This window comes from Psychrobacter cibarius (assembly GCA_030686115.1).
Taxonomy (GTDB): Bacteria; Pseudomonadota; Gammaproteobacteria; order Pseudomonadales; family Moraxellaceae; genus Psychrobacter; species Psychrobacter cibarius_C.
In genome coordinates this window covers 1,036,547-1,062,948 of record CP131612.1, presented here as the reverse complement: position 1 = coordinate 1,062,948, position 26,402 = coordinate 1,036,547, and the positions used below count along the sequence as shown (strand labels likewise).

The following is a 26,402-nucleotide window of genomic DNA, read 5'->3' as shown; positions in this document are numbered from 1 at the left end:
CACTACCCATAGCCATATTTTTATTAAAACCGATATTCTATAACATCAAATAATACACCTAAAAATATGAATCATAAAACCAACGATAGTGCTAACAGCCATTCTAATACTCATATTAATAAGGCTAATAACAGCGCGCATGTCAGCCAAAGTAATTGGTATGCAAAACTGCATCCTATCGGCACCGCGCAGCAAACGACTAAACCAAAACGACTGCTGAATTTAAGTATATTTTTTAGGATTTGGCTCGCGTTGGCGTTAGTGCTGATTATCTGCGGTGTGGTCGCATTTACTCAGCTATTTGGTTATGTCAAACCGACGGCGCAGCAAGTCATCGAAGATACGTTGTTAGATACCAGCAAATTGCTGGCAGCAAGTTTGCAGATACCGTTATCTTCAGGACAATTATACGATGAAGAGTACCAAACTAAACTCGATACGGCATTTATCGGTGCGCCCACGATAAGTAAAACAACAGATCCAGAATATAAAAATAAAAGCCCTAGCAGCTTTCGGATATATGTCACCGATAATAAAGGGATTGTCATATACGACTCACTACCCGAACCTGACAATGATGAAGGACAAGATTACAGCCGCTGGAATGATGTCTATCTAACGTTAAATGGTCAGTATGGCGCGAGAAGTACAACGCTAGATCATAATCAGCGAGATGGTACGGTGATGTATGTGGCACAGCCGATAAAGGATGAAACTGGCAACTTGATTGGTATCATCAGCGTTGGCAAACCTGTCGCTAGCGTGTTGCCTTATTTGGACGATACGCGCAATCGCATGCTTATCACAGCACTGCTCATGAGTATTGCTGCCCTTATATTAGCAGGACTGGTCGCATGGTGGCTCAAGCAAAGCATCAGTTTGGTGACCCAATATACCAGTGCACTGGCAGAAGACACCAAAAAGCCCTATTTTTACTTAGGTCATGAACTTAATAGCCTAACGGATACCATTGAGTCTATGAAACATCGATTGGAAAATCGCGCCTATGTCACCGACTACGTTCATACCCTGACCCATGAGCTCAAAAGCCCGTTAACCGCCATTCGTGCCAGTAGTGAGTTGCTAGAAGATGATGGGCTCGATAAAGAAGATCAACAGATGCTCATCCAGTCCATTGGTGAACAAAGTATCAAAATGCAGCAATTGATTGATCGGCTGCTATTACTTGCTAAGGTTGAGCAACCGACTTTTAAGCTGAATCGGCAGCTGACCCCTCTACTACCGTTGTTGCAAACTCTTGCAAAAGACAACAGCGCTAAATTGCAACAGCAGCACCTAGCGCCTATCGACATCTATCTTGATGATAAACGAGTGACTGAAACAGCGACTTTATCACCAAATGCCTTGGCAAATACCAGCGTTTTCGCTGACCAGTTTTGGTTGGTACAAGTGCTGCAAAATGTATTGGACAATGCCATTCATTTTGCCGATAGCACAGTCGTTATTTATCTGCACAGCATCGAGCAACATGGTTCAGCGCAAACTGTGACTATTGATATCTTTAATAATGGTAAATTGCTCCCTGAGTATGCCGTTGATAAAGCGTTTGACCGTTATTTTAGCTTATCGCATCAGAGTCAAGCTCCTGAAAAAACCTCAGAGCATCTATCAGACTTTTCAGCAGAGAGTCACTCAACATCCGATACTACGCAAACACAGTCTAGCATGGCTAGCAATACCTTAAAAAAAGGAACTGGCCTTGGTTTAACCCTTGTGAAGCAAGTTATTGAGCATCATGGCGGTCAGGTAACTATTAATAACGTCCATGATGATAACAATAAAATTGGTACTGATAAGAATCAGCGTTCTGGTGTCATGGTTAGCTTAACCCTACCATTGGCTTAAAAATAAACATCTATGCCAGTTCATGAATTTTCCATCGTTCCTACACAGGTTTTCTATCTGCTTATTTTAAGATAGCGTTATTCAAATTCGTAATCCATATTAAGGATAGAAAGGCCATGAAAGATGCTATTGAACAAAATCAAATTATAAAAAACTGCTTAGGCGGTAGTCGTCATTTTTGCCTACAAGCGCTGTCAGGTGAAGGGATTGATAGTATCGCTTTTGGGCATTGGTTAGCCATTCCCAGTCAACAACTGCTATTGGTATTTCGCCACCAGCAATGTGTGGCTATTGACCACTATCAAGTAGCGGCTTAAAATTTCATTCAATTTACTGATTAAATCTTATCAACTAAGTTGCTGGCTTGTTAATTATTTATAAAAAATCAGTCAAAAAAAACCCTCTATCATTTCTAACAAGAAATGATAGAGGGTTTATAATTTTGCGACAAACAATCTAAGTAATCGATTCAACCGGCGGCTTAACATCTGCATTTTGGCCGCGATGGCGCAAATAGTGATCGAGCAAGACAATGGCCAGCATGGCTTCTGCGATGGGCGCGGCACGTACACCAACACAAGGGTCATGACGACCTTTGGTCAGCATATCAACCGACTCACCTTGTGTATTGATACTCTTGCCAGCCGTCGTAATACTAGAGGTTGGCTTAAGCGCAATACTGACACGGATATCTTGCCCTGACGAGATGCCACCCAAAATACCACCAGCATGATTGGCAGTGAAACCGTCTGGCGTCAGCTCATCACGAGAGCTATGACCGAACTGCCCTGCCACTGCCATGCCGTCGCCGACCTCAACGCCTTTAACAGCATTGATGCTCATCATCGCATGGGCAATATCTGCATCTAAACGATCAAATACTGGCTCGCCAAGTCCGACTGGCACACCACTGGCAATAATTTCAAGGCGTGCCCCGCAGCTAGTGCCTTCACGGCGCAAACTGTCTATCAAGGTCTCAAAACGACTGACAGCATCGGCATCGGCGCAAAAAAACGGATTGCTATTCACAAAGTCCCAATCAATTTGGCTTGGGTTTAGGACATTACTGTACTCATTGCCAATTTGGGTGACGTGACCACGGACTTGCACACCTAAGCGCTCTTGTAGATATTTTTTAGCGATAGCACCTGCCGCCACGCGCATCGCAGTCTCGCGCGCTGAGGAGCGCCCGCCGCCACGATAATCACGAAAACCATATTTCATGCTATAGGTATAGTCGGCATGACCGGGGCGAAACGTGTCTTTAATCTCGCCATAGTCTTTGGATTTTTGATTGGTATTACGAATCAGCAGGCCAATAGACGTACCAGTCGTCTTACCCTCAAACACACCAGAAATAATCTCAACTTCATCGGACTCGCGGCGCTGGGTGGAGTATTTAGACGTGCCCGGTTTGCGGCGATCTAAATCTATTTGTAAATCATCTGCAGATAAGGCTAAACCCGGTGGCACGCCATCGACGATTGCCATGAGACCTGCACCATGCGACTCGCCGCACGTGGTGACCGTAAAAACCTGTCCAATGCTATTGCCTGCCATATTTATCCTTAAATAAATGAAGTCAATTTTTGAGTATCGCGTAAATCTCGATGGTTCTATTACTCAACAGTTCTAGTACTCGATAGCTCTATTACCTGACAGTTCTATTGAATGCTATCTAACAGTTGCACGTAAGCATTGAACAGCTCACGATGCGCCATGAGCTCATCATAGGTAATCGCAAAGACACCGTGACCACCGTGGGCAAATTTCAACCAGTCAAACTGGATTTCAGGATAGGCTTGCTTTAATGCCCACTCACTATCACCCACTTCGCAGACAAGCAAGCCTTCTGGACTTAGATAATCTGGCGCTTCAAACAAAATACGATGCACCAAATCCAGCCCATCTTGACCCGCGGCTAGCGCATGCTCTGGCTCATATAAAAATTCAGGTGGCAGCTCTGCCATAATAGCCGCATCGACATACGGCGGATTGGTGACGATCAGCTCATACTGGTGTTCAGCAGGAATCTTAGCAAACAGATCGGACTCAATCACATTAACCTGATGCCCAAGATCATGATGATCGACGTTAACCATGGCTACTTCAAGCGCGCTTTTATCGATATCAACAGCATCAACCAGCGCATCAACGAAACGCGTCGCAAGTGCAATAGCAATACAACCAGAGCCCGTGCATAAGTCTAAAATACGTTCAGGCTGCGACAGCTGCTTGACCTCTAAACCGTGATCATAAAATGCAGCAGCTTGTTCGTTGACGCTCTTACCAAGTGGCTTGGCAAGCTCATTGACATCAAAATATGGATGGAACTGCTGACGAATCAATTCTGCGATAGGCGATCTTGGAATTAGTACACGCTCATCGACATAAAAAGGCAAATCACAGAAGTATGATAAGTTAATCAAATAGCTTAATGGTTTACGCTCAGCGATACGCTCTTCTAATAAACTCAGTACCAACTGCTTCTCTGAGGTGGTCAAGCGACAATCGAGAATCTGCTCATTGGCTGACCAGTCTAAAGCCAGAGAATGCAAAACAATGGCGGATGCTTCAGCAAACTCATCGGTGGTGCCTTGTGCAACGACCACATCATAATTACGAAGCTGTGTGACCGAAAAGCGAATAAAATCACGAATACTGACCAATTGCTCGCGGGCCTCTTCTAATTCTGCAGGCAAATTGGCAAATTGATCGTCTTCACCCAGAATCCCACTCTCTAAATCAAACACCATTTCACTCTCTAGACCATCGTCATTGAAGTATTGATTTTGAAACTCTTCTGCGCTCATTGTTTGGTCTTCTGACATATCGCACCTTGCTGATTACATGTTCACTGACTACATGCGGATGGGTTAAAACGCCTTTTATTAAAAGCCGATCTATTAAATAAAAATTTATTCACCATTATAGACATAAACGCTAAGTTGCGCCAATTTTTGCAGTTTTATATTCATAAAAATGGTTCTAAAAACAACGTGAATAATGAGGACTGCAAGTAAGAATAGCGCATCATCTTATGCATACCCTCGCTCAGTTATTGCCCAACTGTAGTGAATACGTCAACGGTTGACGTTTGGCAAGACTTTAATGAAAAAAGATGTGTCAAAAGTTTGCGAAGCATTAAAATTATGCGCATAATAGCCCCATTAGTTATAACCATAAGTATCCCAACATGATGAAAATGAAGCCTCTTATTACCGCTATCTCAATTGCTATCGTTACTGCCAGTGTCAGCGCCGTTGCCGCACCTGCTGATAATACGCGCACCCTGCCAGTACGAACCGCTGACTCAATGCCTAGCATTGCCAAAAAAGTTAGCCTTGATGTACAAGAGAATCGCAGTAGCTCAATCGATGGTCGTGCTCCTGTCGTGGCCACGCCTGCTTTAAAGCCTAATACGCCTGACCGTATGACTCAGCTGATTGACGAAAAGCAGGAAGTCGATGTAGAGACAGCGCAACAAGCAGTCAGTGCTGATAATATGACGGTAGAAGAGCTGGCTCGTAAAGATGTGCAGTCTGATAGCACTGACGATATTAGTGAAGGTCAAGCTGTCGCTGCCCCTACCGCAGCCATATCTGATGCTAGCCCAGCAGATACGTCTATCAAAAGCATCGAAGATGTTAATGGTAAAAAACATACTACGCTGAATTTGTCGAATTACGCCAAACAGGTAAACGGTGCCACATGGACACCGAATATGAAAGTTAACTCGGCAATGACGATCAAAATGCAGGCACTGCTTGATTGGAACCATGCTTCTCCTGGCGCCATCGATGGCGGCTGGGGCATGAACAGTAAAAAAGCCCTCATCAACTTCCAAACCATGAAAGGTCTACCAGCCACAGGTAAAATGGATCAAAAAACATGGGATGCGTTAAATAAAAATATCCCTGCCAACAAGCCTGTGCTCGTGACTTACACCATCACTGAAGATGATATCAAGACCAACTTTGCCAGCACACCTGCAGGTTCAGAAGCCAAGTCAAAAATGAAAGGCTTATACTATCAAGACATTAAAGAGATGTTTGGTGAGCGCTTCCATATGGATGTGCGTTATTTAGATAAGCTGAATAAAAATAAGCAGTATAAAGCGGGCGAAACCATCACTGTTTTAAATACCCGTGCACCACTTAAGCAGCGCATTAACCGTGTGGTTGCCAATAAAGCCGATAAGACATTATATGCTTATAACGGCGATAAGCTGGTGGCTACTTACCCAACGACAATCGGTAGCGATGCCACACCATCGCCACAAGGTTCGTTTAAAATCATTAACAAGGTGAAAATGCCTTGGTATAAAGCAACCGTTGGTAAAGGCGCAGACAAACAAATACATATGCTACCACCAGGACCAAATAGCCCTGTTGGCGTCGTATGGATGGGCTTGTCTAAACCTTCATATGGTATTCATGGTTCACCAAAGCCTGAAGGCATCAGTCGCCAAGCCTCTGCAGGTTGTGTGCGTTTGACCAACTGGGATGTGTTAGAGGTTTATGCCAATATCGAAAATGGCGCGACCGTTGAGCTTAAATAATAAGTTATAAATGATCAATAAAAAAAGACCTTGATAGCAAGGTCTTTTTTTATGGCTGATAATCGGATTTATTCATTTAAATTGACAACATTATTCGCTTTTATGCTTTATAGCCTTCTTCATTACCAGTGATGCTACCAACTTTTTTGGTAAAAAACATGCCTGCAGGGATAGACACCAAAATGCCTAATGCTACTGCTATTTGAATATGAGGTATTTCATTAAAACCTGTGACTAAAGCGCCAATCATAAAAACGCCAATGGTAACGGTTGCTGCGATTGAATAGATAACAGAGAATAATGGCCAGTTCATAACTTATTCCTCATTTTTATTGTGGATATAGTACCTTTATACACTAAACCCACAAAGAAAGTAAGTATTTCCTATAAACCTGCGAGCCAGCTATAGTAGGTGACTAAGCATAAAAACCCTGTTAAAGTTAAGGTTTTTATTATCGTTAGTTAATGATGCATAATTTTACTATTTTAAGTATTACTATTTAATGACACTGCGCTCTATTTAGTCGTAAAAAACCCATACGTTGTCCTCTTTTTATCATTACAATAATGTCTTTCTTTTACTTTTTAAGAAAGCCATCTGCCATGACCTCACCTGAAAACAAACCCTCTAATGATTCTTCAGTTATAAAAGATGCCTCAAGCACGGCCAATTATCCAGACAAAAAATTGGTGCTAACTGACGCAGATGATAGCTCTGTACTAGATAGCACTGTTGAACATACTGAGTCTTCAAAAAGCTCAGAGACTCGTGATGACAATGACTGTGGCGAGGATATGGCTTGTGCGCAGCCTCCTGAAACAACGATAGCGATAAAGTCCATTGGTGCTGACGAGGTAGTGGCAACGTTAGAAACCGCCAAGCCCAACAATGAGTCTGAAATAACTAAACTTGAAATAACTGGGCTTGAGACACCACTATCCAATGAATCGTTAAAATCCACAACAGCGCCCAATCATAAAAATCTAGAAAATGCATCAGCAGAACATGCTCAAGCAGAAGAAGATAACGCTTCCGAGCAAACGTCTCAAAAAGATGCTGACGCTGAGGTAACGGTAGAGGGTATTGCCCCCGCTGATGCACAGTGCACTTATCCTATCGCTGATAGCCCTCAGCAAGAAAGCAAAGCAAATAGTGACAACACAAAACCGTCCTCAATTGATAAACAGCCAGACACGCCTAAAAATAATGACACTGTCGTAAAAAATACTGTAAAAGATAAAGTCGATAATCAGGAAGAACTAGAAGACGAGATTAAAGAAAAAAAGGAAGCCAAGCTCGAGTCTTATAAGCAATTTGTTGCCGAGCAATTTAGCAATCAAAAGGTAGACTATCCAGAAGTACGGGTCAGAATCGAGGCCAACGCTCTGCCTAGCAAAATGTATTTCATTATGAATATACTTTCTGCCATCATCGCCAGTTATGGGTTAGTGACCAATTCAGCTGCCGTCGTCATTGGCGCCATGTTGGTTGCCATGATGTTAGGCCCCATTACTGGCATAGCGTTAGCGATTATTGATCATCGTATGCCATTGCTACGTAAATCACTGATTACGGTTATCGTTGGTGTGTCCTTAGTGGTATTGGTTGGTTTTATCGTCGGCTGGTTACACAAAGATCAGCCACTGACCGCAGAGATATTATCGCGCACTCAGCCAACCTCGATGGATTTAATGATTGCTCTAGCGGGTGGTACTGCTGGCGCTTACGCGATGGTTTCACCGCACCTATCAGTGGCAGTGGTCGGCGTGGCGGTAGCCACTGCATTGGTGCCACCTCTTGCCGCGAGTGGGATATTATTTGCCAATGGCGAGACGCAGCTTGGACTTGGGGCACTGCTACTGGCGCTAACCAATATTATTGCTATCCAGTTTACCAATGCTTTAGTACTTTGGTTATTAGGCTTTCGCCGTTTGGTCGATGACGATTATAAATCCAGCACCTATTTGACTTTTTTACGCCGTAATGCGGTGACGTTATTATTGTTAGGTGGCTTAGGGACATATTTGACCATCAACCTACAAACCAATGCCAAACAACAGGTTTTTGAGAGTAGCGTCAAAGAAGCCATCAATAGCTACTTTATCGACAAAGGCAACGTGCTGACCAATACGCAATTTGATACCTCAGAAGAAAATAAAGTCGTACGTGCGGTCATTCGCGGAGAGACGACGCCTACCTCATACGATGTACGGCAAATTGAAACCGTCATTACTGAAGATATGGCAGAGAATTTCCCTGAGTATCTACCCATTAAGCTACAGCTACGCTACTTGCCAGTACAAGTCATTGAGTCCAATCCATTGATACAAGATAAACTGGACGAGACTGATGCGGCGATTTTGACCAATTAGCTTTTTTGACCAACTGGCTTTGATGCGCTAAAAATCCATCGAGCATCTACATGCGCAGAATAACCTAGCCGTTGTAACTCTTGTACCAAGAGCTTGGGCGTTTGTGCTAAAATCGTTTGCAAAATTATTTTACTCAATTCTATTCGCCAGTAAGGAGCCGCTGTGAGCCAGCCATTTCGCTCAGCCGATATTCGTCAAGCTTTTATCGATTTTTTCATAAGCAAGCAGCACACCCCCGTCGCCTCATCGAGTTTGATTCCACACAATGACCCGACATTGCTATTTACCAATGCCGGTATGAATCAATTTAAAGAAACGTTTTTGGGTATGGAGCCACGTGATTATACGCGTGCAGTGACGTCGCAAAAGTGCGTGCGTGCGGGCGGCAAGCATAATGATTTGGACAATGTTGGCTATACCGCACGTCATCATACGTTTTTTGAAATGCTCGGTAATTTCTCTTTTGGTGACTACTTTAAGCAAGCCGGTATTGGCTATATTTGGGAGTTTTTGACCTCAGATGAATGGCTAGCAATCGATAAAAACCGCTTGTATGTGACCATTTATGAGACTGACGACGAAGCCTTTGATATTTGGCATAAAGACATCGGCATCCCAAGCGAGCGCATTATCCGTATCGGCGATAATAAAGGTGCGCCTTACGCCTCAGACAACTTTTGGACGATGGGCGATACCGGTCCTTGTGGTCCTTGTACCGAAGTCTTTTATGACCATGGTGCTGATATCGAAGGCGGTCTACCGGGCACACCTGAAGAAGATGGTGACCGTTATATCGAGATTTGGAACTGTGTGTTTATGCAGTTTAATCGTCAAAAAGACGGCTCTATGCTGCCGCTACCAGCGCCAAGCGTAGATACTGGCATGGGACTTGAGCGTATCAGCGCCATCATGCAAGGTGTCCATGGCAACTACGAGATAGATTTATTTGTACATTTGATGGATGCGGCGGCTGAGATTTTAGAGATTGAAAACCAGCAACAATCGTCATTAAAAGTCATCGCTGACCATATTCGCGCTGTTTCATTTTTGATTGCTGATGGCGTTACTCCAAGCAACGAAGGTCGTGGTTATGTACTGCGCCGTGTTATCCGCCGTGCAGTACGTCATGGTAATAAACTTGGTGCAGATAGCGATTTCTTTTATAAAATGGTCGCGCCGTTGGTTGCTGAGATGGGCACCGCCTACCCTGAGCTAAAAGACAAACAAAGCGTCATCGAAAATGCTATTCAAAAAGAAGAAGCACAGTTTGCCAAAACTTTGGCACAAGGCTTACGTCTACTTGCCAGTGAGCTGGAAGGTCTAAAAGATGGCGACACGCTATCTGGGGAAGCCGCATTTAAACTGTACGATACTTATGGTTTCCCGGTCGATTTGACTGCGGATATCACTCGTGAGCGCGGTATTGTGATTGATGAAGCTGAATTTGATGAGCATATGCAAGCGCAACGTGAGCGTGCGCGTGATGCTGGCAAATTTGACGTCGATTATAGTAGTGTCATTCAAGTAGAAAACCCAACCACCTTTATCGGTTATGAGCAGCTTGCAGAAGAAGGCGTCACGATTGATGCGCTGTATCAAGATGGCAGTCCAGCCGATAGCTTAGCTGAGGGCATGGAAGGCGTCGTGGTACTTGACCGTACACCGTTTTATGCTGAAGGTGGTGGTCAAGTTGGTGAGCTTGGCGAAATCCGCACCGCGACTGGCGTTTTTGAAGTGCAAGATACCAAAAAATCTGGTCAAGCCATCATCCATTATGGTGTCGTGACCATGGGTGACATTAACACCAAACAAACTGGCGATGCGCAAGTCTTGTCGAGTATTCGCGCAGCCAGTGCCAAAAACCACTCTGCCACGCATCTATTGCATGCCGCATTAAGAGAAGTATTGGGCGACGCGGTCACGCAAAAAGGCTCGCTAGTATCAAGCGAAGTCTTACGCTTTGACTTCTCATATGATAAGCCCGTCAGCACTGCTGATATTACGCGTATCGAACGCTTAGTCAATGAGCAAATTCAAGCCAACACCCCTGCTCGCATCGAGAATATGTCTATTGACGAAGCGATGAAACAAGGCGCTATGGCATTGTTTGGCGAAAAATATGGCAGTGACGTTCGCGTCTTAACCATGGGCACTGACAGTATTGTCGATGGTCAGCGCAAGCCCTTCTCTATTGAGCTTTGTGGTGGTTTGCACGTTAAACGTACTGGTGATATTGGTGTGCTAAAAATTACCAGCGAATCAGGTATTGCTGCTGGCATCCGCCGTATTGAAGCGGTCACTGGCATGAATGCAATTAAAAACATTCAGCAAAGTGAGCAGCAGCTGAGCGAGCTTGCCAGTCAGCTAAAAGTAAAACGTCCTGAAGTGGCACAGCGTGTGCGTACCATGGCGGATAAGCAGCGCGAACTTGAGAAACAATTAGAGCGTCTAGAGCAAAAAATCGCTAGAGCCCAAGCAGCCAATTTACTCGATGAAGTACAGACCATCGCAGGCACGCCCGTGCTTATCAGTACCTTAAGCGGTATCGACGGCAAATCTATTCGCACATTGATGGATGATATTAAATCTAAACTTCCTGATAGCGTGATTATATTAATTGGTGATAAAGACGAACAGTTAGCCTTAGCCGCAAGCGTGGCAAAGTCTGTGACTGCGAAAGTAAAAGCTGGTGATATCATTCGTCATTTGGCAGGTGAGCTGGGCGGTAAAGGGGGTGGTAAGCCAGATTACGCACAAGGCGGCGCGCCAAAGTCTGCCAACAGTACCGCAGTTATCAACGCCCTACCTGCTTGGATTGAAACTCAGCTTAGCTAGTCCTAAAAAAGACATGAATACAGAGCATCACTTAGGTCTACTACGCATAAGATACGCGATTGGTTATAACGGTCATAACCAATCGCCATGTATCTAAGCGCTACGAGCACTTAACGTTGTGACGTAGATATGATATAAAGGTCAACGTTTATATGCATCGTGCGTGCATTACCTAGTCAGCACTACTGAATACATAAACAAAAAGCATGGGCGCAATTCTTATAATACGGCTTTATCTATACAAGCATTGATTGAGCGTCACATCCGCATATTGGCTCTCATTGATGATAATAAAAGGCCATTAATGAATAATAGGTAGATTTTTATGGCGTTAATAGTACAGAAATACGGCGGCACCTCGATGGGCAGTATCGACCGCATCAAAAACGTCGCCAAACGAGTCAAACGCTGGCATGACAACGGTCATCAAATAGTTGTTGTGGTCTCTGCCATGAGCGGCGAAACCAACCGTTTGATTGATCTAGCACGCCAAATTAGCACTCAGCCTGATCCCCGTGAATACGACCAAATGGTCTCAACCGGTGAGCAAGTATCGATTTCATTGCTTGCTATGGCGATTAAAGAGCTTGGTGTAGGCGCTCGTTCATTTACTGGTCGTCAAGTAGCGATTAAAACGGACAATGCCCACAATAAAGCCCGTATCGAAAGCATTGATGACAAAAATATCCGTGAGCAACTTGATGCAGGCAATGTCGTTATCGTCGCAGGCTTTCAAGGTATTGATGACGAAGGCAACGCGACCACATTAGGGCGCGGTGGTTCTGATACCACAGGTGTCGCTATTGCTGCTGCCTTGGGTGCTGATGAATGTCAGATTTATACCGATGTTGATGGCGTTTATACCACTGACCCTCGTGTAACCTCAAAAGCCAAGAAACTTGAAAAAATCACCTTTGAAGAAATGCTGGAGATGGCAAGTCTTGGCTCTAAGATTTTACAGATTCGTTCGGTAGAATTCGCCGGTAAATATGGTGTACCACTGCGCGTATTATCTAGCTTTGATGAAAACAACGATGGTAGCTTCGACCAAGAATTTCAAGACAATGTCGGCACCCTAATTACGATAGACGAAGGAGACAATATGGAACAGGCAATCATCTCAGGTATCGCTTTTAATCGAGACGAAGCAAAAATAGTCGTGCGCGGTGTACCTGATCATCCTGGTATTGCCTCTGCTATTCTCAGCCCTATCGGTCGTGCCAATATTGAAATTGATATGATAGTGCAAAACCTCTCTACCAACGGCACCACCGACTTTACTTTTACTGTCAACCGTACTGACATGGACAAAACCATGAAAGTACTAGAAAACGAAGTCAAAGATGAGATTGGTGCTAAAGAGATATTGGCTAATGATGAAGTCGTTAAAGTCTCTTTAGTCGGCGTCGGCATGCGCTCTCATGCTGGTGTTGCGAGCCTCATGTTCCAAACCCTTGCTGAAAACAATATCAATATTCAAATGATATCAACCAGCGAAATCAAAGTGTCTGTCCTTATCCAAGAACAGTATTTAGAAAAAGCCGTTAAATCACTACATACCGCATTTGGTCTGGATCGTGAAGATGGCGAAAGTAAAATCGCTGGGCTATAACTTATTTTAAAACGCTTAAAATAATCGATTTAGCATCAACAGTTATCCATTAAGTCAGTATCAATTACTTCCAACAATGTATTAATTTAAATAGGGTCTTTTTAGATCCTATTTTTATTTTTTATTATTGCTAGGGTAACTATTTATCCAATAGTTTTGTGAAAACCCGTGACAGTCTCTGTTATGCCCCCTATAATGGGGCTTTCATTTGGGCTAAATGAATCTACCTATCATTACCGCTATTGGCACAATAGTAAGCATTGTAGTTGTCATTGATACATTGTCTTTCTAGTGCTGCGGTAATGTCCTGCAATTGAGAAGTAATCTGATGAGTAATAATTTGTTGATGCGACATAAGGAGTGTGACGCATGTTAATTTTGACACGCCGCGTGGGCGAAACGCTAATGATTGGTGATGAGGTCAGTGTGACTGTCCTAGGTGTCAAAGGCAATCAAGTACGTATCGGTGTAAATGCACCGAAAGATATTGCCGTACACCGCGAAGAGATTTACCAACGTATTCAGCATGAGCGTTCTGTACAGTCGCAAATGCAACATCTTGAGCAAGGCAATTTTGCGCCTTCATTCGATGACGAAGACTATTTCAATCGCTAAGTTACATACTTTCACTTTTTTAATCTGCTCTGAGGTCATTTATTTATGAGTATCCGCCAATCAGATGTATCGGCTCTACTTAATGGTTTGGATAAAAAAGCCATTGGATTCAATGATGTCATCAGTTTTATTGATGATTTTTATCGCTACGCACCTGCCCCGTTTGTGAACGGTATGGTACACAATGCAGCTGGTGAAAATGAAGGTAGTGCGAAAATTTTTGGCTTTGCCAAACACCATGGTCTAAATCAATTGGACACGCTAAAACTGTTTGGCGAGCATTATGCCAAAGTTCAAGCAACTCCTAACGGTACTGATCATGCCAATATCCGCAACTTTTTACATTGGGGCTGGCAAGGGTTTTTGATGCAAAAAAACCCATTAACGGTTCGTCCTAGTGTTGATACGACGGCGCTTTAAAAAGTTATTAAATAAGAAAAGGCCACGCTGATTAGCGTGGCCTTTTTTATGTGCTTCATTTTTTATTAGAAAATTTAGCCATCAGTCTATTTATCACGAAACTTGACGGGTTGGACTGCGCCTTTCGGATTAGGCATGTTTGGATAATGATGCTCGTGCTCGACATCACATTCTGCCCCGACGATAGAACCATCGTCTTTGACTGGCTTATGAATATAGCCTGTGCGCTCAGCAGGTGGCAGATGCTCGTGCTCCCACACCATCACCGCTTGCATACAGGTCTCGCGCTGCTCAGCGGTCAGCTTGCGGCCATCAGGCCACTTACCCAACTCAATCGCCATGCGGAACTTATCCACCACTTCTGGCGTTAAACTTGCTAATATCGTTTGCTTATCCATCCTGCCTATTCTCCACCACTATTTTTTATAACATATTTTTTATAACGTTTTTATATAAAAGAGACACTTATTCGTCGTCCATAATATCATCATCCACGTCAAGACTGAATTCCTCAGCATGGACGTTCCAGTGCAATTTGGTGCGACAAGCTTCATAAAAATCAAAGCCCGGTGGATGGAGTAAAGTTAACTTATCAGGATGCTTACGAATATAGAGCCGTTGCTCTTGCTCAAGTGGCACGCTTGGCTTGCCGTCTGCGCTAACCATCGGCTGAGTGCGATTGTCTTCATGAATGCGAATGCATACTTCGCTATTACCGCTCACCACAATCGGTCTGCTAGACAAAGTATGGGGATGCATGGGCACCAAACAGATAGCATCCATACTCGGATGGATGATGGGACCGCCGCCAGAGAGTGCATAGGCCGTCGAGCCAGTAGGCGTGGCAGCAATCAAACCATCACTATGCTGACGGTAGACATCTTGACCATCGATTTTCATCTGAAAATCTATCATATGAACCGATTTTCCTGCATGCAATACGATATCATTGAGCGCCATATCTTCATGAATGATAGTGCGCCCTTCTCGTATCTCCATCGTCAATAGAAAACGATGATCCAGCTGGTAATCACCCATCAATACTTGGCGCAACTTAAACGCCGCTTCATCAGGTTTTACATCCGCTAAAAAACCAAGCCGACCACGGTTGACGCCAAGTACAGGCACACGGTAGCGTGCCAACGCTTCAGCCGCGTGCAATATCGAGCCATCACCGCCAACAACGATGACCAAATCACAAATCTCGCCGATTAGACTACGCTTAACGATTTTGACCTTTTCAATCTCAGTGAGGTTCAAAGTGGGCAAGTTTGCCGTTTGCACATCCATAATCAATGTGAGATTCATCTCATTGATAGTCTGGGCAATTTGCACCAAACTTTGAGTGACACTGCGTTTACCAGCGCGGCCCATAAGCCCAATACGCCTAAAAGCAGGGTTTTTGATAGCGTGGAACAGCTCTGATTCATGTAAGTGCGGCAATCTTGCGGATTGCGCTGAGTTTTCCATAAAACGACTCGGCATAACGGTAAAGTACTCGCCAATGATAGCGATAAACGAGCGTTTAGACTAGCATGTTTATGAATTATCGTTGTTAACTGTCGTAATCAACCCCATATAAAAGCCATCACACGTTACTCTTAAACGTGTTTGTTTAGCTAGGCAATACGCCAAAATACATCAACTAATAATAGCTCTATAAGGTCGTGAAGCCTTGATGGCTGTCACGTAAACACAGTTGACAATAATGGCGGTTTTGCTAAAGTAGCTAGCATCATTATTATTTATATTTTATTAAGGACAACTTTATGGCCAATCCTATTGTCAGTCGCGCAGAACTTGCGATCGGCGGTAAGCCAATGACGGTCAAGGGCGTGATTCAAAAGACCAGTCTATTACTTGGATTATCTGCGATCACTGGTGTGGGCTTTTTCTTTTATGCCCTTATGGCAGGCTTGTCGCAAGGCTTTATTACGATGGCTGCCTTCGGTAGTATGTTTGCCGCTTTTGGTCTCGCGCTTTTTATCACTTTTAAACCACACAAAGCCAAAACCTTTGCGGTGCCTTATGCACTGTTAGAAGGCATATTTTTAGGCGGCATCTCGCTGTTCTTTATGCGGATGTATCCGAGTGTACCAGTGACCGCTATGTGTGCCACTTTTGTGACGGCAGCCGTTATGCTAGGGCTATATCGCTCAGGTCTGGTCAAAGTGACTGAAAAGTTCCGCTCAATTGTGACTTCAGCATTGATTGCGATTATGCTAGTTTATGTGGCGCAATGGGTACTTTCTTTAGCGTTTGGTTCAAGCTTACCCTTCTTATTTGAAGGTGGTGCTATCGCTATCGGCTTTAGCCTATTTGTGATTGTTATCGCTTCTTTCACGCTGTTATTAGACTTCGATAATATCGATCGCGGTGTGGCAATGGGCGTATCAGAAGATTACGAATGGTTATTTAGTATTGGTATTCTTGCCACGCTCGTATGGATGTACATTGAATTTATGCGTCTGCTTAGCTACTTACAAGACTAATTTAAAGACCAGTTAATCGTTATTTAAATAAAAAACCGCCTTATCTATTCATATAGTTAAAGGCGGTTTTTTTATGGGTAAAGTTAAATATTTATGATAGACATACTATCTGGAAAAATGTGAGCAGCAAGGAAGATGAGTCTCAGTACTACATTAATTAGTAGGCTAAGTAAGTTTGACGCAGCTAATCGTTTTTTTGAATGGGTATCAAGCGCGTTTTAAGCGTAGCGCATTTAAGACCACAAACAATGAACTTAGCGACATACCAATAGCAGCTAGCCAAGGTGGCACATAGCCTAACGCTGCTGGTATTAGCACACTGCCATTATAAATCAGAGCCCAGCGGAAGTTTTGTTTGATAATACGTTCCGTTTTATCAGAGATACGTTTGGCAGCAGTAATAGCGTCGATTTGACCATTTAAGATAATACTGTCACTCGATACTTGTGCCAAATCTGCCGCCCCCGCAATAGAAGTCGATACATCTGCTGCTGCTAGCACTGGCGCATCGTTGATACCATCTCCCACCATCAACACTACGCCACCTTCCGCCTGTAGTTTTTGAATGTGAGTGACCTTGTCTGTTGGCGACAGACCGTTGTAAGCAGAATGCATCCCTAAACTTTCAGCCAATACCAGCGCTTGCGGGCTTGGGTCACCAGTCAACATAACTGTCTCAATACCCAACTCTTTAAGCGTATCGAGCATGGCTTTGGCACTATCACGCACCTTATCATTGAAATAGAAGCATGCCAGCGCTTGCCAAGTGACCGAATCATTTTGTTGACAAGATAAAACCACCGCTGAGCTGGCGCGCTGTGATACTAAATCAATGACCATATCATTATCAGCATCGTTTAACGCAAAATCCACATGACCAATTCGATATAATACGCCATCAATCATTGCCTCGACACCGCCTGCTGGATAATGCTGTAAGGCCTGCGTCAATGGCAAATGCAACTGATAGGCAGCGGTAAGCAGCGCGTGTGCAATAGGATGGCGACTGCCCACTTCTAGAGCCGCAGCGATTGCTAATAGCGTATCTTTTTGCTCGTTCGTAGCCGTTGCAGTATCATTATCTTTAAGCAGCTCAATATTTAATAAATTCGGCTTACCATAAGTTAAAGTGCCTGTTTTATCAAAGGCGACATGAGTGATTTCAGCGAGCGTTTGTAGGGTATGACCGCGAGTCGTCAAAAACCCATAGCTTGCCAGTCGATTGGTCGCTACCGTCAGTGCAATCGGTGTCGCTAAAGACAGTGCACAAGGGCAAGTCGCGACCAATACCGCGACCGTAGCCCAAATCGCTTGGCTTGGATCAACGATATACCAGCCAATGAATACCAAGACAGACAATACCAAAATACGCGCAACAAACCAGCGTGCCAGCTTATCAGCCTGCTGTGCCAGTTTAGGCTTTTCACTCATGGCACGGTTCATCAGCCGATCAATCAAGCCAATTTGGCTGTCTGCTGGCAATGCTGTGACCAGCATCTCAAACGGTTGGCTATCGTTTTGTGCACCGCCGACGATATAGTCACCTTGGCTCTTGATAATCAAGTCGCCCTCACCCGTCAATAGGCTTTGCGACACGGTAGCACTCTGACTCAGCAAAATACCATCGCTGATGATTTCAGAGCCAGCCTCAATTAAAATGATATCACCCACTTGCAAACTATGGGCGGTGACCATTTGTTTTTCTTTTGCCTCATCTGCTGTTGTCGATAAAGCTGATTGTTGAGTACGTGCGCGTTGCCAATCTTGTGCAATTTTTGATGTGAGCTGATGAACATTGGCATCCATGCTTTGCATAAAATTAGGCGTTGGATTGGCTGATGTGCTCGCCTCATTTGTATCCAAATTACTGACTTGATTACTCACGTCTTCATTTATAGCTGTTTTCTCGAGCTCATTTTTCTTTAACTGCTGTAATATAAGCTCGGCGGCTTCTTTATCTTCCGCAATTTTTTGTACCAGTACTGGCTCAACCACGACCAAGTCATTGGCCATGGTGGCGGCTTTTAGGCGGGCATTATGCTCAATGTAACGCCCTGCCAGTAAAAAGAAAATAAACATACTGACCGAATCGTAATAGGTTTCCCCTTGCCCAGTGATGGTGGCATATAGGCTCGCAAAAAAGGTCACAATCAGCGCAATACTGACGGGCACATCCATATTGACTTGACGGGCACGAATTGCCGACCACGCTGAGGTAAAGAACGGGATACCCGCATAGAAGAAAACGGGCGTACTGACAAATAAAGACACCCAGCGCAAAAAATCACGCTGAAATATTAGCATATCACTGTATTCACCAAAATAGATGGCAACGGCATACATCATCGCTTGCATCGAGCCCAACGCGGCAATGCCCAATCTTATCAGCATTTGGTTGTTATGACGCGCCAGCATCGCCTCATGCGTATCTTGACGATAAGGCTTGGCTTCATAGCCGATTTCATTAATCACTGCTAGAATGCGGCTAATTGGCAGCTTATCCTCGTTCCATATCACTCGCATACGCTGATTGGTCAAATTCACCTGACATTTACTGATGCCCTCTAGCTCATCGAGCCGCGACTCAATTAGCCAAGTACATGCCGCGCAGCGTAGGTTATTGACCGACAGCTCTGCAACCGACAGTCCGTCTTGAGCATAGACGAATTGTGATTTGATCTCGTCATGGTCATACGCCTCAAGGCGAGTCAACTGCGTTGGTAGACTTGCCGTGCGATTAATCTCTGAGCGGTCCAGATAATACTGCTCCAGCCCTGCCTCTACGATACTTTGAGAGGCTAACTGACAGCCCATACAGCACATCTCACGCGGCTTACCCAATATCTTGGCATGGAACGGCGGCTGCGGTACAGGATCACCGCAGTGGAAACAGTGACCTGCGAGTGGCAGTACTAAACCTTCGATGATAGAGTTATCTTCATAATGCTGGCTGGTGGTCGATGCCATTGATGATGGGACATTGGACATAATCGCGCTTACTTCCTTTAGACAGGTTTGCTCGAACCTTATTCGCTTTAAGTAAACTTACTATCATTAACGAGACTCAACGCCTATGCAGAAGACCTATCTAAAACAGCTATTTTAAATAACTCTCAGCACGGCTCACAAAAAATAAAACAATAACAGTAGCGGTTAATTCATAAAAAACACATCGTTGGTGCGTCTCTAAACTGCTATCGTGTATGGCTATGTGACATGGTGACATGACACTTATATAACAATGATACTGCCAATCTAAAGCTTTTAATGCTTTGTTAGCAATGACCGTGTTTTAACAGAGATTATACTATAAGCAAGTGCTGTGAAGAGCATAACCACGCACAGCTTAAAATCAATGAATGCCTGCGTTGACGATGATAGATTGAAAAATTTGTCAATTTGCGTCATTATGAGGCAGTTTTTTATACCAAAATGGTGCGACATCAGTGCAAACATCCAATTCCAAGTTACCAAATACCAAGTTAACACAGTCCTCTAAATCTGTTAACCACACGCTCCCTTCACAGCAGCGTGGGTTGGTATTTAGTAGTCTTATCTTAATTGTCATTATTGCTGGCATGGTGCTCTTGGCGCTATATTTAATCAAACTTGATCGCACCATTACTCATAAGTTTGAGGGTAAGCGCTGGGATATTCCTGCTAAAGTGTATTCGCAGCCGCTTGAATTGTATCAAGGCGCGAGTGTCGACAAAGATACGATGAAGACATGGCTGGAGTTGCTGAACTATCAAAGCAACAAAGCTTATGATCGCACGGGAACTTATCATAGATCAGGTAATACCTACTTTATTCATACTCGCGGTTTTACTTATAGCGCCAACGATGTGGATAAAGAGCAAGTCATAAAAATGACCATTGCTGGTAATAAGATTGAGTCCGTACAAAGCACTTTGCCTGCCAAAAGCGGCATCATTCGCTTAGAGCCGGTGAGTATCGGTGGTATTTATCCTGACAGTAATGAAGATCGTTTGGTCGTCTCGTTAGATGAAGTGCCACAACCACTCATTGATGCGTTAATAGCCACGGAAGACCGTGCGTTTTATGAGCACAAAGGCGTCTCTATACGAGGCATTGCACGTGCCGTACTGAACAACTTCTCTGGTGGCTCTAGACAAGGCGGCTCGACCATCACTCAGCAGCTGATTAAAAACTTCTATCTCAATTCAGACCGTACGCTGAAGCGCAAAGCCAACGAAGCGTTAATGGCAGTATTGCTCGAGCTACATTATAGCAAAGATGAAATTCTACAAACGTACCTCAACGAGATTTATTTGGGTCAAAACGGCAACCGCTCTATTAATGGTTTTGGCTTGGCATCACAGTTTTACTTTGATAAACCACTGAATGAGCTGCGCTTGGATCAGCAAGCCCTGCTAGTCGGTATGGCAAAAGGCCCGAGCATCTACAACCCACGTCGCCATCCAAACGATTCAAAAGCGCGCCGTGACGTCGTGCTGGGCAACATGTTAGCTGTTGGCTCACTCAGTCAAGAAGACTATGAGAAAGCGCTAAAGCAACCACTTGGTGTCGTGGACAAACCTGTCGAAGGCAAAAGTCAATTCCCTGACTTTTTGGATATCGTCAAGCGCGAGCTGAATACCGTGTACTATTCTGATGACCTCAAGAATGAAGGTCTTATCATTATCAGTACTTTAGACCCTATTGCACAATTAGCCGCAGACAAAGCGGTTGATAGAAAATTGGGTGAGCTGCGTCGTAACAGTGGCAAAACCAAGGACTTACAAGGTGCCTTAGTGAGTGCCAATCCTGAGACTGGTGAGCTGGTCTCTGTGGTGGGTAGTGGCAGTGAATTTACCGGCTTTAACCGTGCTGTCGATGCCAAGCGCCAAGTGGGTTCGTTATTGAAGCCTATTATTTATATGACAGCGCTTGAAAGTGGGCGCTATAATCTTGCAAGCTCAGTCGATGACTCACCGATTACCGTGAATCTAAGCGATGGTACTAAATGGAACCCCAAGAACTATGACAATCGTGACCATGGTTATGTGCCATTTACCACTGCTTTATCAAAGTCTTATAACCAAGCAGCGGTACGCTTAGGTATGGAGTTTGGGGTCGATACCTTTGCCAAGCAGTTACAGCGCATGGGAATCAAAGAAAAAATACCACCCTACCCGTCAGCACTGTTAGGTTCTGTTAACCTTAGTCCAATGGATATGCTTGGTGTCTATCAAGTCTTTGCAACTGGTGGCTTCCGTACGCCTATCCATAGTATTCGCACCGTCATTGATGACCGTGGTCGTATTTTACAACGTACTGGACTCAACACTCAGCGTAGTATTCCGCCTGAGACCAACTTCTTAATTAACTATGCTTTACAAGATGTGGTCAAAAATGGTACTGCCAAACGCGTGCAATCACTTGGTAGTAATCTAAATCTTGCTGGCAAAACAGGTACCACAAATGATTACCGCGACGCTTGGTTTGCAGGCTACAGTGGCAACTATGTCAGTGTGGTTTGGGTTGGCCGTGATGATAACAAGCCAATTGGTTTAAGCGGCGGTACTGGCGCATTGCCAGTTTGGGTTGACTATATGAATCGCTTGAAGCTGACGCCTGTAGCACTACCAGAGCCTGAAGGTATTGAATGGTTGTGGTTAGAGAACAACTCAGGCAAGTTGTCTAATGAGCGCTGTGCAGATGCACGCTATCTGCCTGTCCTGTCGGCATATTTACCAGAAGAAGCCAGCAGTTGCGCTGTCGGCTTATATCAACAAGATCGTGCTCGTGAACAAAACCAGCAGCGCCGTAGTGAAGGTTTAGAGATTCCAAATGGCGAAGCTGTTGATAGCGACAACCAAGAAAACAGTGATGGGTCAAATGGTAATGATGCAGAAAGTCGTGCCGATAATTGGTATGATCGTGCCGTTGAATGGTTCTAAAGTTATTTGTGAAACTTAAAAAAGGTCTCAACTTAATGTTATCTCTCAAGCAAACTGTATCAGCTAGGTCAGCCGTCATAACGCGGTCTATCAAAATCAAGCCAGCCAATACGATGCTGGCAGTCAGTGCTCTAGCTGGCATGTTGAGTTTGAGCGCTTGCCAGACTGCGCCGACTGCATCTACCGCTATGAAAACCGTACCGACTCAAACGCTGCCATCATCGCAGACAGCTAAAGCCCCCATAGCGACTGTGACGCAAACGCCCATTGTCAGAACAGAGGACGAGGATGACTACCCCATTGAGCCTTATAACTCCTATGAACCAGCCGAATCAACCAATCCATTGACTCAAGAGACGCCTGTATTTACACCATCTAATCCTGTGTTGACCCAACCTGATCCAGTTATTATCATCCCTTCGCGTGATGACTACATCATCTCTGAGCCGTCAGCACCGTCACACAACGAATTGCTAGAACAGGCAAGAAAAAACTCGCAGCAACGGACACAGCAAGCTACCACCAACAATAGCAACTTGCCAGCATTTCGCAATTTGATGCAAGCAGGTATCAGTCAACTAAAAGCTGGCAAACTGACCAATGCTGAAAACAGCTTTACCCGTGCACAGCGCCTAGCACCTAAATCTTCTGCGGTGTATTTCTATTTGGCACAAGTGGCATTAAAAAAGAACCAGCCGCGCAAGGCAGAAGCTATGGCACGCCGTGGTCTGAGTGTTTCTCAAGATACCAGTCGTCGCCGCGCGCTGTGGCAAATTATTTTGCAATCAGGACAAGCCCAAGGCAACGCTCGCGTCATCAGTGAAGCGAAGCAAGCCTTACGCTAATATCAAGACATAGCGAAGTGAATAGATACCAAGTGATAAACTTGGTATCTATTCACTTTTTATATTCTGCACACGTATCATTTATCCAAAATAGACATTTATTTTTAATTAAGGTTATCGTTATGGCATGGCAACAACTGCATTTACAATGTGAAAAAGCAAACGTCGATTTGGCTGAGGCACTGCTCCTAGAAGCAGGTGCATTATCCATCGCCTTAGACGACGCAGGTGACCAGCCTTTATTTGAGCCCTTACCTGGTGAATCACCGCTATGGGATGAAGTTATCTTGACAGGGCTATTTGATGCGACCACCGATGCTGGCAGTCGTCAGGCGGTCGAGCAGCTCAGTCATGAAATCGCAGCACAAGTGCAAGCCACTCGTATCTGGCTCACGGCTGTCGATGATAAAGATTGGGAGCGCGAATGGATGAGCAATTACCATCCTATCGAATGTGCCAATAATTTATGGATTGTACCCAACTGGCTGACGCCGCCCAATCCTGAGGCGACTAACATTATTATGGATCCTGGTCTAGCCTTTGGTACAGGCTATCATGCCACTACCCGCTTATGTCTTGACTGGTTAACAGAACAAGATCTAAAAGACAAAGTGGTGATTGATTATGGTTGCGGTTCAGGTATTTTAGGCATCGCTGCTTTGTTATTAGGTGCACGCCACGTGTATGCTGTCGATATCGACCCACAAGCAGTGCTGGCAACCAATCAAAATGCCGCACGCAATCACGTTGGGGATCGCCTGCAAGCGTTTTTACCAGAAGACTTCACTGACTACTGTGCACAAAATGATGTGTTACCTGTAGACGTAATCGTTGCAAACATTCTAGCCAAGCCGCTCATTGGCTTAGCGCCTTACTTCGCCACCTTAATCGCACCAAAAGGTCGCATTGTCTTGGCCGGTCTAATAGAGTCACAAACCGAACAAGTAACGGCGGCTTATCAACCTTATTTTGCGCTTGATGCAAAGCATGCTTTTACAGCGCAAGAAGACCAACATTGGCAGCGTTTATCTGGTACATTTACAGGCTAGCAACATTTAATTACATCTGTTACGATAGAGGGCAGTCAAATGTCATGCATTTGACGCCACTCTGTCCTTACTCATGATTTATGGACATTTACAGCTAATATTTAAAGCTGATACGAAAGGCAGTATTAGCACTATAGGCAACTATTAGCGAGTGGCTAAGCGGTATTGATAACCATAATTTTTTGGATTCGACCCTATGACCACGCCCATAAAAACTCAGTGCCCTCATTGCCAAGCTTGCTTTAAAATACAGCAAACACAGTTGAATAAAGTAAACGCCACTGTTAGCTGTGATCAATGCCAACAGAGTTTTTTGGTCAATAAACATCTTATCCTCACTGCCGATGCTGTCAGTACTTCCGCGATTCAAGAAAATACAACGACTGACACCAATACGACAGCCGATTCAAATAGACATTCTACACAAACCGCTGACAATCATAATAAAAATCAACATGCAGCAGGCACTGCTAAGTCACCACTCACTCCTCCACATTCAAAAAATGTTTCATCTGATACTTTAATTGAGGATGATTTGATTCATGACGGCTTAATCTATGATGATATGGATAGCGATGAACCAGAAGAAAGTGTTTTAGAGTATGATTCTCTAGATAGTATGGATGCTTGGCTGACTCAAGCCAGCAATATGAACAATAGCAGTTATACTTCTACAGCAGACAACCAACCAACAAGTAACCTCTCTAAAAAAACAGATAAAAACAACGGGTCATCAGTGAAAGTATCATCTGATGCTACAACAGAAAATTCCTCATCAGCACAAATAGCGCTTAGTTCAGCAGCCGCTAATGATATTCATGCCAATGTGGATGATACTGCGGACAATTCTTGGCTCGAAAAACTCCTAAAAGAACAAAATAAAAGCGAAGAGGTTCGACAAGACGATACCGACTTATCACAACTATTGCTCGATATGGGTGTACCATTGAAAGATGAAGCGTTAACCTCCGAAGAGCGTGTGAGAAAAGCACAAGCAAAGTTTACACCTACGCCGCAGAGACGTTCTATCGCATCCTTACTATGGACGCTAGGATGCTTAGTATTAGCACTGCTACTTTTTGCTCAATACGTCATTTTTAATCTAGAAACTTTGATGAAAAACCCAGTGCATGCAGAGCGCTTACAATCAGTATGTGCAGTCGCTGCCTGTAGTTTACCTAGTGCCGATCTAACAGCATTTACGATTACTAACCTTAATCATAAATCGAGTAAGATTAAGATGGATGGAAAGTCGAGCGATGTCAGTGCCACATTAAACAATCAAAGTGCCAAAGCACAGCTGTATCCGAATGTTAAAGTCAGCGTATACGGCGCAAATGATATGATTGGAGAATTCATCGCCACGCCAGCTGATTATCTATTAAGCAAGCAAAGCCAATTAGCGGCGAACAGTAGTCGAAACATATTATTTACCATCCCTGTTGCTAATAGACAAATTCGAGAAGTGACTATAAGTCCTCTGTATTGAGTGGATAATTACTAACAAAATAGCTGTTTCTATAAACAACCTCGTCTCTTAAAACTTCAGCCGTCAGAAAAACATAGGCAAGTCGCAAGTTCAATAGTGATGCAAGTGCGACCCAGCCAGTTATATTTTGTGGCAATGTTATAATAGTAAGCATATACCCTAGTCATACTGCTGCCAATATAAGGTTAATCTGTCAGCGCTAAACGATATTAATTTGATATAATACCCTAATATCTTATGGTTTGACTCTTTCCAATCCCAAGGACATTATCTTATGGCACCTCATGCACAGCATAATGCCAATCATTTTGCCACAAGCTC

General features: G+C 44.1%; 18 protein-coding genes and 1 pseudogene. 13 read left to right on the top strand and 6 right to left on the bottom strand.

All coding sequences use genetic code 11. The features are described 5' to 3' along the window. The first annotated feature begins 66 nt into the window (after window positions 1–66). Both creC and Q6344_04450 read left to right on the top strand, forming a co-directional pair. Window positions 67–1,866 carry a two-component system sensor histidine kinase CreC gene (gene creC / locus Q6344_04455; GenBank protein WLG14591.1) on the top strand — a complete coding sequence of 600 codons (1,800 nt, stop codon included), beginning with the start codon at window positions 67–69 and terminating at the stop codon, window positions 1,864–1,866. A gap of 116 nt (window positions 1,867–1,982) precedes the next feature. After that, the gene (locus Q6344_04450) at window positions 1,983–2,183 is read left to right on the top strand and encodes a hypothetical protein (protein ID WLG14590.1); all 201 of its coding nucleotides are present in this window, start codon (window positions 1,983–1,985) and stop codon (window positions 2,181–2,183) included. A gap of 139 nt (window positions 2,184–2,322) precedes the next feature. Here Q6344_04450 and aroC read toward each other — a convergent pair whose 3' ends face one another. Together aroC and prmB are read right to left on the bottom strand one after the other, a co-directional pair. Next, window positions 2,323–3,426, bottom strand: a complete 1,104-nt coding sequence (gene aroC, locus Q6344_04445; protein ID WLG14589.1) for a chorismate synthase — start codon at window positions 3,424–3,426, stop codon at window positions 2,323–2,325. 104 nt (window positions 3,427–3,530) lie between these two features. Next, on the bottom strand, window positions 3,531–4,697 hold the full coding sequence (gene prmB / locus Q6344_04440; GenBank protein ID WLG14588.1) for a 50S ribosomal protein L3 N(5)-glutamine methyltransferase: 1,167 nt from the start codon (window positions 4,695–4,697) through the stop codon (window positions 3,531–3,533). Window positions 4,698–5,062: 365 nt separating this feature from the next. Here prmB and Q6344_04435 point away from each other — a divergent pair, with 365 nt between their 5' ends. Then, on the top strand, window positions 5,063–6,427 hold the full coding sequence (locus Q6344_04435; protein WLG14587.1) for a L,D-transpeptidase family protein: 1,365 nt from the start codon (window positions 5,063–5,065) through the stop codon (window positions 6,425–6,427). A gap of 100 nt (window positions 6,428–6,527) precedes the next feature. On the opposite strand, the gene Q6344_04430 is transcribed toward Q6344_04435, so the two are convergent. Beyond that, window positions 6,528–6,740 (bottom strand): hypothetical protein, encoded by a 213-nt coding sequence (locus tag Q6344_04430; GenBank protein WLG14586.1) that lies wholly within the window; start codon window positions 6,738–6,740, stop codon window positions 6,528–6,530. Between the two features lie 290 nt (window positions 6,741–7,030). Here Q6344_04430 and Q6344_04425 point away from each other — a divergent pair, with 290 nt between their 5' ends. From Q6344_04425 to Q6344_04405, 5 genes and pseudogenes are all read left to right on the top strand, one after another. Continuing rightward, complete coding sequence (locus Q6344_04425) at window positions 7,031–8,800, top strand: DUF389 domain-containing protein (protein WLG14585.1); 1,770 nt, start codon at window positions 7,031–7,033, stop codon at window positions 8,798–8,800. A gap of 162 nt (window positions 8,801–8,962) precedes the next feature. Then, complete coding sequence (gene alaS / locus Q6344_04420; GenBank protein ID WLG14584.1) at window positions 8,963–11,635, top strand: alanine--tRNA ligase; 2,673 nt, start codon at window positions 8,963–8,965, stop codon at window positions 11,633–11,635. Between the two features lie 325 nt (window positions 11,636–11,960). Further along, window positions 11,961–13,247, top strand: a complete 1,287-nt coding sequence (locus Q6344_04415) for an aspartate kinase (GenBank protein ID WLG14583.1) — start codon at window positions 11,961–11,963, stop codon at window positions 13,245–13,247. Between the two features lie 369 nt (window positions 13,248–13,616). Further along, window positions 13,617–13,784, top strand: a pseudogene (gene csrA / locus Q6344_04410) (carbon storage regulator CsrA). Between the two features lie 123 nt (window positions 13,785–13,907). Beyond that, entirely contained in the window at window positions 13,908–14,282 is a 375-nt protein-coding gene (locus Q6344_04405) for a HopJ type III effector protein (GenBank protein ID WLG14582.1), read from the top strand. Between the two features lie 86 nt (window positions 14,283–14,368). On the opposite strand, the gene Q6344_04400 is transcribed toward Q6344_04405, so the two are convergent. Together Q6344_04400 and Q6344_04395 are read right to left on the bottom strand one after the other, a co-directional pair. Further along, entirely contained in the window at window positions 14,369–14,680 is a 312-nt protein-coding gene (locus Q6344_04400; protein WLG14581.1) for a DUF1315 family protein, read from the bottom strand. 67 nt (window positions 14,681–14,747) lie between these two features. After that, window positions 14,748–15,752: an NAD(+) kinase gene (locus Q6344_04395; GenBank protein ID WLG14580.1), complete on the bottom strand. Its 1,005-nt coding sequence runs from the start codon at window positions 15,750–15,752 to the stop codon at window positions 14,748–14,750. A 299-nt stretch (window positions 15,753–16,051) separates the two neighbouring features. On the opposite strand from Q6344_04395, the gene Q6344_04390 reads away from it, so the two are divergent. Continuing rightward, window positions 16,052–16,774: a Bax inhibitor-1/YccA family protein gene (locus Q6344_04390; protein ID WLG14579.1), complete on the top strand. Its 723-nt coding sequence runs from the start codon at window positions 16,052–16,054 to the stop codon at window positions 16,772–16,774. Between the two features lie 207 nt (window positions 16,775–16,981). On the opposite strand, the gene Q6344_04385 is transcribed toward Q6344_04390, so the two are convergent. Then, window positions 16,982–19,762, bottom strand: a complete 2,781-nt coding sequence (locus Q6344_04385; GenBank protein ID WLG14578.1) for a heavy metal translocating P-type ATPase — start codon at window positions 19,760–19,762, stop codon at window positions 16,982–16,984. 458 nt (window positions 19,763–20,220) lie between these two features. Between Q6344_04385 and mrcB the strand changes: the two genes are divergently transcribed. From mrcB to Q6344_04365, 4 genes are all read left to right on the top strand, one after another. Further along, a complete protein-coding gene (gene mrcB, locus Q6344_04380; GenBank protein WLG14577.1) occupies window positions 20,221–22,698 on the top strand; it encodes a penicillin-binding protein 1B in 2,478 nt (825 codons plus the stop codon). A 35-nt stretch (window positions 22,699–22,733) separates the two neighbouring features. Beyond that, the gene (locus Q6344_04375; GenBank protein WLG14576.1) at window positions 22,734–23,543 is read left to right on the top strand and encodes a tetratricopeptide repeat protein; all 810 of its coding nucleotides are present in this window, start codon (window positions 22,734–22,736) and stop codon (window positions 23,541–23,543) included. A gap of 122 nt (window positions 23,544–23,665) precedes the next feature. Next, window positions 23,666–24,592 carry a 50S ribosomal protein L11 methyltransferase gene (gene prmA, locus Q6344_04370; GenBank protein ID WLG14575.1) on the top strand — a complete coding sequence of 309 codons (927 nt, stop codon included), beginning with the start codon at window positions 23,666–23,668 and terminating at the stop codon, window positions 24,590–24,592. A gap of 196 nt (window positions 24,593–24,788) precedes the next feature. Next, window positions 24,789–26,081, top strand: a complete 1,293-nt coding sequence (locus tag Q6344_04365; protein WLG14574.1) for a DUF3426 domain-containing protein — start codon at window positions 24,789–24,791, stop codon at window positions 26,079–26,081. The last annotated feature ends 321 nt before the right edge of the window (window positions 26,082–26,402 follow it).

What these genes read in the sequence shown, in the direction of transcription:
- creC (WLG14591.1), top strand. Translation starts at nt 67, where the DNA reads ATGAATCATAAAACCAACGATAGTGCTAACAGCCATTCTAATACTCAT.
- Q6344_04450 (WLG14590.1), top strand. Translation starts at nt 1,983, where the DNA reads ATGAAAGATGCTATTGAACAAAATCAAATTATAAAAAACTGCTTAGGC.
- aroC (WLG14589.1), bottom strand. Translation starts at nt 3,426, where the DNA reads ATGGCAGGCAATAGCATTGGACAGGTTTTTACGGTCACCACGTGCGGC.
- prmB (WLG14588.1), bottom strand. Translation starts at nt 4,697, where the DNA reads ATGTCAGAAGACCAAACAATGAGCGCAGAAGAGTTTCAAAATCAATAC.
- Q6344_04435 (WLG14587.1), top strand. Translation starts at nt 5,063, where the DNA reads ATGATGAAAATGAAGCCTCTTATTACCGCTATCTCAATTGCTATCGTT.
- Q6344_04430 (WLG14586.1), bottom strand. Translation starts at nt 6,740, where the DNA reads ATGAACTGGCCATTATTCTCTGTTATCTATTCAATCGCAGCAACCGTT.
- Q6344_04425 (WLG14585.1), top strand. Translation starts at nt 7,031, where the DNA reads ATGACCTCACCTGAAAACAAACCCTCTAATGATTCTTCAGTTATAAAA.
- Q6344_04415 (WLG14583.1), top strand. Translation starts at nt 11,961, where the DNA reads ATGGCGTTAATAGTACAGAAATACGGCGGCACCTCGATGGGCAGTATC.
- Q6344_04405 (WLG14582.1), top strand. Translation starts at nt 13,908, where the DNA reads ATGAGTATCCGCCAATCAGATGTATCGGCTCTACTTAATGGTTTGGAT.
- Q6344_04400 (WLG14581.1), bottom strand. Translation starts at nt 14,680, where the DNA reads ATGGATAAGCAAACGATATTAGCAAGTTTAACGCCAGAAGTGGTGGAT.
- Q6344_04395 (WLG14580.1), bottom strand. Translation starts at nt 15,752, where the DNA reads ATGGAAAACTCAGCGCAATCCGCAAGATTGCCGCACTTACATGAATCA.
- Q6344_04390 (WLG14579.1), top strand. Translation starts at nt 16,052, where the DNA reads ATGGCCAATCCTATTGTCAGTCGCGCAGAACTTGCGATCGGCGGTAAG.
- Q6344_04385 (WLG14578.1), bottom strand. Translation starts at nt 19,762, where the DNA reads ATGTCCAATGTCCCATCATCAATGGCATCGACCACCAGCCAGCATTAT.
- Q6344_04375 (WLG14576.1), top strand. Translation starts at nt 22,734, where the DNA reads ATGTTATCTCTCAAGCAAACTGTATCAGCTAGGTCAGCCGTCATAACG.
- prmA (WLG14575.1), top strand. Translation starts at nt 23,666, where the DNA reads ATGGCATGGCAACAACTGCATTTACAATGTGAAAAAGCAAACGTCGAT.
- Q6344_04365 (WLG14574.1), top strand. Translation starts at nt 24,789, where the DNA reads ATGACCACGCCCATAAAAACTCAGTGCCCTCATTGCCAAGCTTGCTTT.